This window comes from Spirosoma aerophilum, from assembly GCF_054782495.1.
The window spans coordinates 1-12,549 of record NZ_BAAGSJ010000013.1; the positions used below are offsets into that span (position 1 = coordinate 1).

The 12,549-nt window shown below is 49.5% G+C and carries 11 protein-coding genes; 8 read left to right on the forward strand and 3 right to left on the reverse strand.

Going from position 1 to position 12,549, the window contains the following annotated elements:
* Positions 1-1,943, forward strand: a 1,943-nt coding sequence (locus ACYVK4_RS11565; RefSeq protein WP_461127669.1) for a beta strand repeat-containing protein, incomplete at its 5' end; no start/stop codon positions are given.
* Between the two features lie 118 nt (positions 1,944-2,061).
* On the opposite strand, the gene ACYVK4_RS11570 is transcribed toward ACYVK4_RS11565, so the two are convergent.
* Positions 2,062-2,844, reverse strand: a complete 783-nt coding sequence (locus ACYVK4_RS11570; RefSeq protein WP_461127670.1) for a LytR/AlgR family response regulator transcription factor — start codon at positions 2,842-2,844, stop codon at positions 2,062-2,064.
* Positions 2,845-2,900: 56 nt separating this feature from the next.
* The gene (locus ACYVK4_RS11575; protein WP_461127671.1) at positions 2,901-4,094 is read right to left on the reverse strand and encodes a sensor histidine kinase; all 1,194 of its coding nucleotides are present in this window, start codon (positions 4,092-4,094) and stop codon (positions 2,901-2,903) included.
* A gap of 308 nt (positions 4,095-4,402) precedes the next feature.
* Between ACYVK4_RS11575 and ACYVK4_RS11580 the strand changes: the two genes are divergently transcribed.
* The 7 genes from ACYVK4_RS11580 (at position 4,403) to ACYVK4_RS11610 (ending at position 11,021) form a co-directional block, all read left to right on the forward strand.
* The gene (locus ACYVK4_RS11580) at positions 4,403-5,236 is read left to right on the forward strand and encodes an SdiA-regulated domain-containing protein (RefSeq protein WP_461127672.1); all 834 of its coding nucleotides are present in this window, start codon (positions 4,403-4,405) and stop codon (positions 5,234-5,236) included.
* 551 nt (positions 5,237-5,787) lie between these two features.
* Positions 5,788-6,927 carry an ice-binding family protein gene (locus ACYVK4_RS11585; RefSeq protein ID WP_461127673.1) on the forward strand — a complete coding sequence of 380 codons (1,140 nt, stop codon included), beginning with the start codon at positions 5,788-5,790 and terminating at the stop codon, positions 6,925-6,927.
* A 48-nt stretch (positions 6,928-6,975) separates the two neighbouring features.
* Positions 6,976-7,113 carry a lasso RiPP family leader peptide-containing protein gene (locus ACYVK4_RS11590; protein ID WP_461127674.1) on the forward strand — a complete coding sequence of 46 codons (138 nt, stop codon included), beginning with the start codon at positions 6,976-6,978 and terminating at the stop codon, positions 7,111-7,113.
* Positions 7,114-7,460: 347 nt separating this feature from the next.
* Positions 7,461-8,264 (forward strand): sulfite exporter TauE/SafE family protein, encoded by an 804-nt coding sequence (locus ACYVK4_RS11595; RefSeq protein WP_461127675.1) that lies wholly within the window; start codon positions 7,461-7,463, stop codon positions 8,262-8,264.
* A 171-nt stretch (positions 8,265-8,435) separates the two neighbouring features.
* Positions 8,436-9,008 carry a YeeE/YedE family protein gene (locus ACYVK4_RS11600; protein WP_461127676.1) on the forward strand — a complete coding sequence of 191 codons (573 nt, stop codon included), beginning with the start codon at positions 8,436-8,438 and terminating at the stop codon, positions 9,006-9,008.
* A 4-nt stretch (positions 9,009-9,012) separates the two neighbouring features.
* Positions 9,013-9,504: a DUF6691 family protein gene (locus tag ACYVK4_RS11605; RefSeq protein WP_461127677.1), complete on the forward strand. Its 492-nt coding sequence runs from the start codon at positions 9,013-9,015 to the stop codon at positions 9,502-9,504.
* A 104-nt stretch (positions 9,505-9,608) separates the two neighbouring features.
* Positions 9,609-11,021 (forward strand): MBL fold metallo-hydrolase, encoded by a 1,413-nt coding sequence (locus ACYVK4_RS11610; RefSeq protein WP_461127678.1) that lies wholly within the window; start codon positions 9,609-9,611, stop codon positions 11,019-11,021.
* 121 nt (positions 11,022-11,142) lie between these two features.
* On the opposite strand, the gene ACYVK4_RS11615 is transcribed toward ACYVK4_RS11610, so the two are convergent.
* A complete protein-coding gene (locus ACYVK4_RS11615; protein ID WP_461127679.1) occupies positions 11,143-12,369 on the reverse strand; it encodes an ABC transporter permease in 1,227 nt (408 codons plus the stop codon).
* Positions 12,370-12,549 lie beyond the last annotated feature (180 nt).

Genomic DNA, 12,549 nt, shown 5'->3' on the forward strand with positions numbered 1-12,549 from the left:
TCAACCCATCGGTGACGGCCACCTTGTCGAGCCTGACGATCTGTAACGGCACCAGCGGTACTTTGACAGCCACGGGTGGCAGCAGCTATGTCTTCTCGGACGGCACCACGACGACTACCAATACGACGGGCTTGCTGACGGTAGCACCGACGGTGAACGGGTCCAACCCCTACTCGGTGACGGTCACTTCGGCCTTCGGTTGTTCGGCGGTGGCCACGGGTACGGTGACGGTCAACCCATCGGTGACAGCCACCTTGTCGAGCCTGACGATCTGTAACGGCACCAGCGGTACCTTGACGGCCACGGGTGGCAGCAGCTATATCTTCTCGGATGGTACCACGACGACCACCAACACCACAGGCCTGCTGACGGTAGCGCCGACGGTGAATGGCTCGAACCCGTACTCGGTGACGGTCACCTCGGCCTTCGGTTGTTCAGCGGTGGCTACGGGTACGGTGACGGTCAACCCATCGGTGACGGCTACGTTGTCGAGTATTACGATCTGTAACGGCACCAGTGGTACCTTGACGGCCACGGGCGGCAGCAGCTATGTCTTCTCGGACGGCACCACCACGACCACCAACACCACAGGCCTGCTCACCGTAGCACCCACGGTGAATGGCTCGAACCCCTACTCGGTGACGGTCACCTCGGCCTTCGGTTGTTCGGCGGTGGCCACGGGTACGGTGACGGTCAACCCATCGGTGACGGCTACGTTGTCGAGTATTACGATCTGTAACGGCACCAGCGGCACTTTGACAGCCACGGGCGGCAGCAGCTATGTCTTCTCGGATGGCACCACGACGACTACCAATACCACGGGCCTGCTGACGGTAGCGCCGACGGTGAACGGGTCCAACCCGTACTCGGTGACGGTCACCTCGGCCTTCGGTTGTTCGGCGGTGGCCACGGGTACGGTGACGGTCAACCCATCGGTGACGGCCACCTTGTCGAGCCTGACGATCTGTAACGGCACCAGCGGCACTTTGACGGCCACGGGTGGCAGCAGCTACATCTTCTCGGACGGCACCACGACCACGACTAACACGACGGGTCTGCTGACGGTAGCACCCACGGTAAACGGGTCCAACCCCTACTCGGTGACGGTCACCTCGGCCTTCGGTTGTTCGGCGGTGGCTACGGGTACGGTAACGGTGAACCCATCGGTGACGGCAAATATTACGGTTAGTAGTGCAACCATATGTCAGGGAGAAAGCACAACACTGGTGGCTAGCGGAGGAAATGGTTATCTCTGGTCGACAGGGGAGACTACACCGACGATTTCCGTAACGGTAAGTGGTACATATTCCGTGACTGTGAATAGTGTAGAAGGCTGCAGTGGTGTAGCCAGCACATCCATAACCGTGAACCCGGCCCCACAGCTTACCATCAACTCCCTTACCTTGTGTACGGGAAGTGCAGCTACTTTGACGGTGAATGGATGTGCAGGTGGCGTCCTGCTCTGGGCAACTGGCGATAATACCGCATCGCTGGCTATCGCGCCATTGGTAACGACAACGTACTCGGCAACCTGTACATTCCCGACTGGATGTACGGCGGCCATTGCAACCACTGTTGTTGTCAATGCGGCACCAACCTACAGTGCATCACCAACCGTAACGGCTGCCAGCTGCACAAACGCAGCGGCTAATAACGATGCCCACATTGACTTCACAACCCTGCAAAATGTCGAAAGGGCTGATATCTCGATGGGTAGCACGTATACAGGTCCAGTCTATGGAGCCGCCAGCAACCAGATCGTTAGTGGTGGAGCCGTAAGCTTTATCAATCTGGCCAACCCAACGGCTCAGCAGACCTACACGGTTCGATTGTACAGTGCTAACGGTACCTGCTTTACGGATATAACGCTGGCACTCAATCCTGCCGATTGTGCCTGCCCAGCGCCTAAGTGCGTACCGATCGTGATTCGGAAAACGAGGTAGTACACAGAGATCGATAAACATAAAAAGTCCCGGCTGCACATTCGCTGCCGGGACTTTTTATGTTTATCGATCTTTATTAAGTGGAACCAGAGACTGGATTCGGAAATCTATCGGAAATCTATTTGCCAAGCCATTCTTTAAACTCGGTCATTCGGTCGCCACTCACGAACACTTCCTGCCGTGTTTTAGGAGTCATATCGAGCTTAAGCTTTCCCGCAGAAAAAGTATGGATCGTTTGAATGGACGGTAACGATACCAGAAACTGGCGACTGATGCGAAAAAACTGCCTTGGGTTCAGAAGCTGCGTTAGTTTATCCAGACTGTAGTCGACGGGGAGCGTCAGTCCATCTTTCGTGACCAGAAAGACGACTTTTTCTTCCAGGTAAAAATAAGCGATATCGTTCGTTTCAATACTTCGGATCTTGGTGCCGACAGTAATCATGAACCGCTCTTTATACTCCGTCTGCTTCGATTTGCCAATCAGATTCAGGAGTGTCTCGATATCATGCGAGGAAGTGGGTGCTGCCTGACCAAACTGTTTTTTCAAGGATTTGAATTTCTCGATGGCCGCTGCCAGTTCATCATAATTGATCGGCTTGAGCAGGTAATCAATACTGTTGACCTTGAAGGCCTGAATCATATATTCATCATAGGCCGTTGTAAAGACTACGGGCGTGTTCAGCTGGGTTTGCTCGAAAATACGGAACCCCAGGTCATCTTCCAGATGGATGTCCATAAACACCAGATCAACAGGTCGTCGGTCAGACTCGCCAAACCAGGCCACCGCTTCCGCCACCGACGGAATTCGGGCTAATACAGTAATGGCCGGGTCGTATTTGTGAAGTAAACTTTCAAGCCGTTTGGCTGTCAGGTTTTCGTCTTCGATAATGACTACGTTCATGTTTTTAATGCGAGGAAGATGGAATAATAGAATGTTTTTTCGCGCTGATCATTTTTTTATGACTTCGCCGATAATACGCCGGTGCTCCGGTCACTCCCTGATTCATTCATTCGCTCATTAAGTAATAATGGAATCTTGATAACAAAGCTGCCTTCGCTCTCCCCAACCCAAACGGGCTGATCGGTGAGGAGGGCATATCGGGTAATGATGTTTTGTAAACCCATACCTGTCGACGTTTCGGACTGCGGACGGGGCTGCAGGTTGTTTCTGATAACTAAACAGTCGTTGTCGAGCTGAATATGTACTTTCAATGGCTCTTTTGTCGACATTCGATTGTGCTTCACGGCATTTTCGACGAGCAGCTGCAGGGTTAACGGAGCAATGCTGTATCGGGTCTGGTCGGCTTCGGGAACGGTGATGAGCACATCGAATTTGTTTTCGAAGCGAATGTTCAGCAGAAAACGGTAGGCCTGAATAAACTCCAATTCTGTTTTCAGCAGGACCCGCTCGTTGTCTTTTTGTTCGAGGATATAGCGGTAAGCTCTGGATAACTGGTCAATGAATTTCTCGGACAACTCGGCATCGGCATGCACCAGCGACGATAAAATACTGAGGCTGTTAAATAGAAAGTGCGGATTTACCTGGCTTTTCAGAGCCGCAAACTGAGCCTGTACGTTCTCTTTTTCCAGCCGTTCGGCCCGGACCTGCACAACTTCCAGTTCCCGGTAGGTGCGTCGGTTAGCCGCCAGATAAAAAGCTGACAGCATGGCCATTACGGTAAGACCGTTGTTTACCCGTCGGCGCTGGTCATTTCGTTTACGGCGTTCTTCCAGAATAGCGGGCGACATGGCCGGGCGCTGCGGGCGTATTTCCTGCTCCCGATTGATTCCAATGTTATTTTCCAGAAAGGTATCCAGCCCCCGCCAGATCATGAAAAATGCAAAATTGAATACAAGGGCCAGGGCGCTGGCAATGGCAAGCGTAGCGAGTTGCGCCGGTATTTTGAACTCGATCAGAAACCCTTCACCAAAATGCTTGAACAAGACTTGCTGCAACCACTCCGTCACGGTGAGCCACGCATAAAAGAAGAGAACGGTCAGGATCGTTTCCAGTATCCAGAAGGGCACATTACGAACCATTAACAACCAACTTAGCGACGATACGTTGACGTACAGGCGAATAGGGAAGTATATAACGAATACGCTGATAGCAAGTTGCCACTTTTGCGAGGTCGTCAGGCGGTAAGTCATGGCACGATAGGGTTTATAAACAAATTTACTTATTCCCTATAGTCAGAAAAAAAGAAACCAGCGGAATGCCGCTTTCGGGAATCTGAATGACGCCATTCAGTTTGTAAACAAAGGCCCATAATAGCGGATGGCCGGGTCAAAAGGATACCCGCTTTGGCATTTCTCCGGCCTGAAAAACATACTCTTTGACGAAGTGGATACGGGCAGATGTTAAACCGTCTGATTTGTCAACCTTTTTCTCTCCTGACTGGCCCAGTTTATTAGGTGATCTGACGCAAATCCATACATTTGCTCAAAACCCCGTAGTTATGAATCGCCTATTCTTTGGATTGTTAATTATACTGGCAGGCTGTGGAACCTCATCGAAAAAAAGCGACAGACCCGAAGCCGAAACACGGGCACCCGACTTCAACCTGCCGTATGAGCTCACGTCCCCCAGTCGGACTTATGAGCTGCCAAAAGAATTGAAGGAAATATCCGGCCTGACCTATTATAAAGATGATAAGCTGCTCTGTGTTCAGGATGAAGAGGCTGTAGTCTATGTGTTCGATACAAAAAAAGGTAAAGTTGTCAAGGATTTTGGCTTTGGCGGCTATGGCGATTTTGAAGGGATTGAATACGTAAACGGGCAGGTGTTTGTCCTTGAAAGTAACGGGACGCTATCTCGCTTTGAACCGGAGTCAACCCAGATTGGCAAGACAAAAACCGATCTGCCCAAGAAAACGGAAGTAGAAGGGCTGGGATATGACCCCAAAACCAAGCGCCTGCTCATTGCCGTTAAAAATGGAGAAGGATCAAGCGACAAAGCGGTGTACTCCTTCGATTTGCTGAACCGGGCGGTGTTTAAAGATATGAGTCTCAACGACGATCAGTTGAAAGGAGCCGGTATCGATCCAAAAACCTTTAAACCGTCGGGCATTGCCGTGCACCCCATAACGGGGGAGTGGTACATGCTGACTTCGGCCGGTAAACGGCTGCTGATCACCAGCCGGCAGGCCAAAATCATCTATTCAGAACCCCTCGACCCAAAAGCCTTCCGACAACCCGAAGGCATTTGTTTTGCCCCCAATGGCGATCTGTATATTGCCAGTGAAGGCAATGGCAAGAAAGGCTACATTCTGAAGTTTGATTACCGGAAGTAAGTACACTGTCCAAATGAAATTGGTAGCCGGTAACCATGAATCGACGGTTATGAGGTCTCCCAGCAACTTCCGTTGTTTTGGCATCGAATCAATTAACAAAATCACCTTTTCCCGAGTCGGCGACTTAGGCAGACGTTTTTAGCAAAAAATGGTATAAGGCCGTGTACCTGTAGACTCGACGATCACCATAAATAACCCGAGAAAATTACGAAGCTTTAAACTGCGAAAATAGATAATCGATATTCATTTTATGAATATGCATAAATTTTTATGCTATTTATATAAGCAAATGTGTAGTTAAAGTAGGTTGGAGTTATATATTTAACGGTATGTAAAAATAATAAATTGACGAAAATGCGAAAAGATTTACTTTTCTAGGTCCATTAAATAATATTGATTAAAACATTTCTTCATTTAAGGATCACCTTTATACGTTGTGAAAACTAGTTCACAATTTGAATTCTAAACGTATGACTATGAAGTTAGTGTTTACGCTGATAGTATGTATCTTTTTTGAATTGCCCAGAGTAGCTTTCGGGCAACCTTCCAGCTTGGGTTCAACTGCTAGTTTTGCTCTGTTCACTGCCAATGGAGCTTTAACCAATACCGGCGCTTCGACTATAGTCGGTGACATCGGTACAAATGTTGGTGCTATTAGTGGGTTCAACACCGCTTCCGTAACTGGCAATACCCGTCCGGCAAATAGCGCGGAGTCTATACAAGCAGCAACGGATGTTGTGGCCCTGTATAACTCACTGGCGTCAAAATCTTGTGGAACTATCATTGCTGCGGAGCTTGGCGGACAAACTTTAAGTTCGGGCGTTTCCTGTCAAAATACAGCTAGTCCCACTACTTTGACGGGTACCCTGACATTAAGTGGGTCTGGCATTTTTATTATTCGGTTAAGCAGTGCGTTAGTGACGGCCACTAACTCCAGCATCGTTTTGACCAATGGAGCCATTGCCAGCAATGTATTTTTTCAGATTGATGGAGCTGCCACGCTAGGAACGGGTTCTACATTTAAAGGGACGATCGTGTCTTCGGGAGCGATCACGCTAAATACAACAAACCTTGAGGGAAGAGGACTCTCAACGACGGGAGCAATCACCGTCAATGCCAGTACAATTAATACGGTAGCAGCCCCCTTGCCGGTTACGCTCGTATCCTTCAGTGCTGAGCCACAATCTGACCGGACTATCCGTATTGGTTGGATAACCTCTCTGGAAACCAATAATAAAAGCTTTCTGGTCGAACGCAGCAAAGATTTAATACACTTTGAAACGGTAAGCCTGCTCAGTGAACTGGCACCAATAAGCAATGCTCTCAAGACCTATCATCTGGTGGATCAAACGCCCTATTCAGGTACCAGCTATTACCGACTGACGCAACGGGATCTGAGCGGTAAATCAACAGTTTATCCAGCCGTTTCGGTTGTACTTCGAGAGAGTGCATATGGAGTGTTTCCAAACCCGGTTGTAAGTGAGGGTCGTTTTTCCCTTCGACTGGATGAGCCTGAAACGGCAACGGTAAGTTTATATGGGGTGGACGGCCGTTCGCATCCTATTGAGAAAGCAGGTGTTCAATCCGGTAATCTATTGTTAAAACCAACGGGCAAACTATCTGCCGGGTTGTACGTACTCACTGTAGAGGAACGGGGTCAGGCGCGCGAGCACCGGATTATTATCGAATAATACTTACCTCTTCCACGATTTTTTATTTACTTAACCGTATCATTGCTCATGAAGACAAAGTCTATTGCAATACATCCCTCGCCTAAAAAGGCATATAAATCCCCTACATTGATAGCGTTGGGTACTGTCAGAAAGCTTACATTAAAATCGGGCTCCGCAGTTGATGGCTTTGGTAGTTTCGCTTAAAGTTACTTTTCACGAGTACTGTTAACGCAGGCGTAGTTTTAACGCACTGGGCAAGACCTGCCCTTTTTACTCTTCTGCTTTGCTGTTCAGCGAGTGTGCGTGTCAGGTGTTTTGCGGGTTTATTTCTTAGAGGCCAGTGCCTTAACGGGCTGGATTCAGTTGATAAGGATGGTCGACAGCCAAATGACCAGACTGATCACCGTATTAAATTGATTGAGAAAGGGCTGCCGCCTACAACGGACAGATTCACCGTCAAATAGCCAGCCAGCTCTTATTCAGGACTTCAGTAACAATTGTCACGGAAGTCCCGAACGGTACTGGCGTATTTCGCTTAAAAAGTAAGCGTTATGACGCTAGTACAGTTTGCAGGCTTCACGGCTTCCCTGTTTATAGGAGTCAGTCTGGGGTTATTGGGTGGAGGAGGAAGTATCCTGACGGTGCCTGTTCTGGTCTATCTGCTGGGTATTAACCCGCTGTTGTCAACCACCTATTCGTTATTCATCGTCGGGACGACCTCTCTGGTTGGGTCCGTTACGTATATGCGGCAGCATCTGATAAACTATAAGGCTGCTTTTCTCTTTTCTATTCCCTCATTTTTAGCTGTTTATCTGACCCGGAAGTTCATCATCCCGAACATCCCTGACCCCGTTCTGTCGACCCACACGTTCGCACTCAGCAAAAGCGTAACCATCATGCTTTTCTTTTCCCTGGTCATGATGTTGGCATCCCTGAGCATGATTCGGGATAAAACTTCCAACGGTCATCAACCCAGTGAAAAGCGTCACTTCCAGCGCCTGCTGATTGCCCTGGACGGTATCCTGGTCGGAATCCTGACCGGTATCGTTGGGGCAGGAGGTGGTTTCTTGATTATTCCGGCTTTAGTGTTGATGGTTCGCCTGCCTATGAAAACAGCAGTAGGGACGTCACTACTCATCATTGCCGCCAATGCGCTGACCGGATTCTGGGGTGGTAGTGCCAATGGGCTTATTGACTGGCCCTTTCTGATCAAGTTTACCACCTTTTCGGTCATCGGAATTATACTGGGCACCTTTCTGGGTCGCTTTATTCCTGGCCAGAATCTGAAAAAAGCATTTGGTTACTTCGTTTTGCTGATGGGTATATACATTATTTTTAAAGAGACCTTATTGTGAAATGGCCTCCATCAGGCGGTGAGACATAACCTGATGTTCCACCAGAGGCATGATCGGAGTCTGGCCTATATGCAGTCTGGTCAGTCGAAAAATAGCGTATGAACTGAGTGTTTATCTTACTGGTTTAGTGATTGTTAAAGTTGTTGATATTGAATATACATACCTTACCGCATGGATTTTTTTGATCTAGTTCGGAAGCCGTGGCCCTGGTACATCGCCGGGCCGCTCATTGGGCTTACCGTGCCAACATTATTATTGATTGGCAACAAAACATTTGGTATCTCATCCTCGCTTCGCCATATCTGCGCGGCCTGTTTGCCTGCCAACCTTCCTTTCTTCCGATACGACTGGAAAAAAGAAATATGGAATCTGCTGTTTGTTTTGGGCATATTCATTGGAGGTTTTCTGGCATCGCGGTTTCTGGCAAATCCCGATGCCTTTCAAGTTGCACCGGCAACGGTAGCGGATTTAACCGCGCTGGGGATCACGGATTTTTCCGGATTAATGCCCGCCGACCTGTTCAGTGTAGCCAACCTGTTTACGGTAAAGGGCTTTCTGTTCTTTGGGGTGGGCGGCTTTTTGGTGGGTTTCGGTACCCGATGGGCGGGTGGCTGCACCTCGGGTCACTCAATTATGGGCCTGTCAACGTTGCAGTGGCCTTCGCTGGTGGCTACCTGCTGCTTTATGGCCGGTGGTTTTACCATGACCCAGTTTATTTTTCCTTACTTACTGAAACTGATTTAAACGAATGGATTACCAACAAAAAGAAGACGATTTCAGCCAATTGGTGTGCGACGCGCCCAACGATATGAAAAATAGAGAAACGGGAATGGCCAACCTCAAGTATATGGTTGTTGGTATCCTGTTTGGGGTGGTGTTCGTAAAAGCTGAAATCATTTCGTGGTTTCGGATTCAGGAAATGTTTCGACTGCAAAGTTTCCATATGTACGGGGTTATCGGTTCAGCCGTGGTGGTTGGCATGATTTCCGTTTGGCTGATCAAGCGCTTCAATATCAAAACCCTGTCGGGTGAAAGCATTGTCTTTCGCCCTAAAACCTTTCACAAGGGGCAGATATATGGCGGTTTTATGTTTGGCCTTGGCTGGGCCATTACAGGAGCCTGTCCCGGCCCTCTGTTTGCTCAGATTGGCAGTGGCTATGGGGTGGTGCTTTTTACGCTGCTGAGTGCAATCGGCGGCACCTGGGTATATGGCCTTTTGTATAATAAGCTCCCTAAGTAAGAAACGTTTGCTGATGCAAATCAACCGGGCTGTGTAACAAATATCACTGAATAAGCTCTGCCAGTCGGCCAACTTTGACCTATCAATTTACTTATTGAAACGTCATGAACGTAGAGCAGATTTACACGGGCTGTCTGGCAGAAGCCGCTTATTATATTGAATCGGCAGGCGAGGCTGCTATCATTGACCCCTTGCGTGAAACCAAACCCTACCTTGACCGGGCAAGGGCTGACGGGGCAGCAATAAAATACGTTTTTGAAACACACTTTCACGCTGACTTTGTATCGGGACATCTGGATTTAGCCGCCAAAACCGGTGCTACTATCGTTTTTGGCCCTACTGCTCAGCCCGCTTATGAAGCCTGTGTGGCCAGCGACGGGGAGGAGTTCAGGGTTGGAAACGTGACCATTCGCGTGCTGCACACACCCGGCCACACCATGGAGTCATCGACCTTCCTGCTACTCGATGAAACGGGTAAAGAAACCGCCATTTTTACCGGCGACACACTATTTATTGGCGATGTAGGGCGCCCTGATCTGGCGGTCAGGACCGACCTTACCCGTGAGGATCTGGCCGGGCATCTCTACGATAGCCTGCACACGAAAATTATGACCCTGCCCGATGATGTGATTGTCTATCCCGGTCATGGTGCCGGTTCTGCCTGTGGCAAGAACATGAGTAAGGAGACAACGGATACACTCGGCAACCAGAAGCGGTTTAACTACGCGTTGCGCGCCCAAAGTAAGGAAGCGTTTATTGCCGAAGTGACCACCGGACTGATGCCCCCTCCGCAGTATTTCCCCAAAAATGCGGTGATGAATAAAATGGGCTATGGTAACCTTGATGCGGTCATGCAGCAGGGAACACTGGCCCTGTCGCCAGCTGCCTTCGAAGCGGCAGCCAACACAATGAGCGCACTGATGCTGGATGTTCGTGAAGCACAACTCTTCGGGAAAGGCTTCATCCCCAACAGCATAAACATTGGGTTAGACGGGCAGTTTGCAGGTTGGGTGGGCACGCTCATTCCTGATCTGAAACAGCCCATTCTGCTGGTGATGCCAGAAGGAAAAGCGGAGGAGGCCGTGCTTCGACTGGCGCGTGTGGGATACGATAATTGCATTGGCTACCTGAACGGAGGGATTACCGCGTGGCAAAGGGATGGCCGGGAAGTCGATACTGTCCAGTCAATTACTGCCGATACATTTACCAGCCTGTTCAGGCAAATTCCGGACCTGCCCGTACTGGACGTTCGGCGGAAGAGCGAATACGAATCCGAGCATATTGTTAATGCAGAAAGCCTTCCCCTGGATTCCTTGAATGATAACATGGCTCTGATCGACAAAGCAAAAACCTATTATGTGCATTGTGCGGGCGGGTACCGGTCAATGATTGCCATCTCCATTCTTAAAGCACGGGGATTTGAGAACCTGATTAATGTGGCGGGTGGTCTGACTGCTCTTAAACAAACCAACAGCCTGCCGATTACCAACTACGTCTGCCCTAAAACATGGCTGTAAGATTGTGTGGCTGCCTGAGCAGAGGGCGTTAAAACGGAAATCAAATTCTGTTCAGACAAGACAAAACATACCTTTGGCGGACCTAAAGGCACAAGCGGTTTTTTTGTAGTGTACTGTCGTGCTATTTCTTAAAGGCCAGTGCCTTAACGGGCTGGATTCGGTTGATGAGGATGGTCGACAGCCAAAGGACGAGGCTGATCAGCAGCACCGTAGCCGCGTTGAGGGCCAGAATCGTTTCCCAGTCCCAGGCGATGGGGACATAGCTAACGAAGTAATTTTTTGGGTCGAGGGGAATTAGCTTGAAACGCTGCTGTAGAAAACAGAACGCCAGGCCCACAACGTTGCCAATGAGCAAACCCCAGCCAACCATGTTGAGCCCCACAAACACGAACATTCGCCGAATGAGTGCGTTAGGGCCGCCAAGCGCTTTGAGCAGACCGATCATAGGTGTTCGTTCCATCATGAGTACCAGCAATACCGAAACCATATTGAAGGAGGCAACGAACGTGATCAGCGTCAACAGAATGATCATATTCCGGTCGAGGAGCAGCATCCAGTCGAAGAGGGGTCTGTATTGATCGGTTACCCGTGTCAACCGCATGTAGGGTGTCATAGCCTCAAAGACATTGTCGACAGCCGATTTCAGCTGGTTGAAGTCATTCACGTAAATTTCGTAACTCCCCACAGAGTCGGGACCCCATCGGTTCAATCGCTGAACGAGCCGGATATCGCCCAGCGCAATGGTCTTATCCACTTCTTCAAGACCGGTTTCGTAAATGCCCACCACCGTCATTTTGCGGGCGCGGGGTGGATTGCCCAGAAAGTAGAGCGGAACAGCATCGCCGACTTTCACCTTTAACTGGTTTGCCATGAGCTGGCTCAAGAGTAGCTGCGTGGAGCCCGAGCCCGTGTCGGCTCCCACTACGGGCACCGTTCCGGCTATCAGGGACTCCCTGAATAAATTCCAGTCATAGTCTTTGCCAACCCCTTTCAGAATCACTCCGGTCAGCTCTTCGGGAGTTTTCAGGATACCCGCTTTCAGTGCCACTGCCTGAATATGCCGAACGCCCGGAATGCGGGTGCTATCCTGGTAAAGGCTGGTTCTAAGCGGTAAGGCTGTTTCTTCGTAGGAAGCATTGTTGGTGAATTTGCTGACCTGTAGATGGGCGCCGAACAAAAATATTTTCTGTTCGATAGTGCGCTTGTAGCCAAACAGAACCGCAAAGGCTACGATCAGAATTGCCAGTCCGAGGGCAATACTGGCTATACCCACGCGCGTGACGGTAGCCGAAAAGCTTCCTTCCGGAGCATGACGAACTTTTCGGGCCAAAAAAACAGGAACGTTCAAAATGAAGTTGTTGATTAGCGGTCAATCGCCGTTGGTCAGGTTTGTACGTTAAATGCCAGTCAGTCTCACAACGCTTGACGGACAACTAACGACGGCTGACAAACAACTGTTCTATTATCTGCCGTAAAAGTAAGAGTTTTACAAAGCGTTATTTTCTCCATGGGTAACAGTACGCTCAAA

Coding starts and splice junctions, on each gene's coding strand:
- ACYVK4_RS11580 (WP_461127672.1), top strand. CDS start 4,403: ATGAATCGCCTATTCTTTGGATTGTTAATTATACTGGCAGGCTGTGGA.
- ACYVK4_RS11605 (WP_461127677.1), top strand. CDS start 9,013: ATGGATTACCAACAAAAAGAAGACGATTTCAGCCAATTGGTGTGCGAC.
- ACYVK4_RS11610 (WP_461127678.1), top strand. CDS start 9,609: ATGAACGTAGAGCAGATTTACACGGGCTGTCTGGCAGAAGCCGCTTAT.
- ACYVK4_RS11575 (WP_461127671.1), bottom strand. CDS start 4,094: ATGACTTACCGCCTGACGACCTCGCAAAAGTGGCAACTTGCTATCAGC.
- ACYVK4_RS11570 (WP_461127670.1), bottom strand. CDS start 2,844: ATGAACGTAGTCATTATCGAAGACGAAAACCTGACAGCCAAACGGCTT.
- ACYVK4_RS11595 (WP_461127675.1), top strand. CDS start 7,461: ATGACGCTAGTACAGTTTGCAGGCTTCACGGCTTCCCTGTTTATAGGA.
- ACYVK4_RS11590 (WP_461127674.1), top strand. CDS start 6,976: ATGAAGACAAAGTCTATTGCAATACATCCCTCGCCTAAAAAGGCATAT.
- ACYVK4_RS11600 (WP_461127676.1), top strand. CDS start 8,436: ATGGATTTTTTTGATCTAGTTCGGAAGCCGTGGCCCTGGTACATCGCC.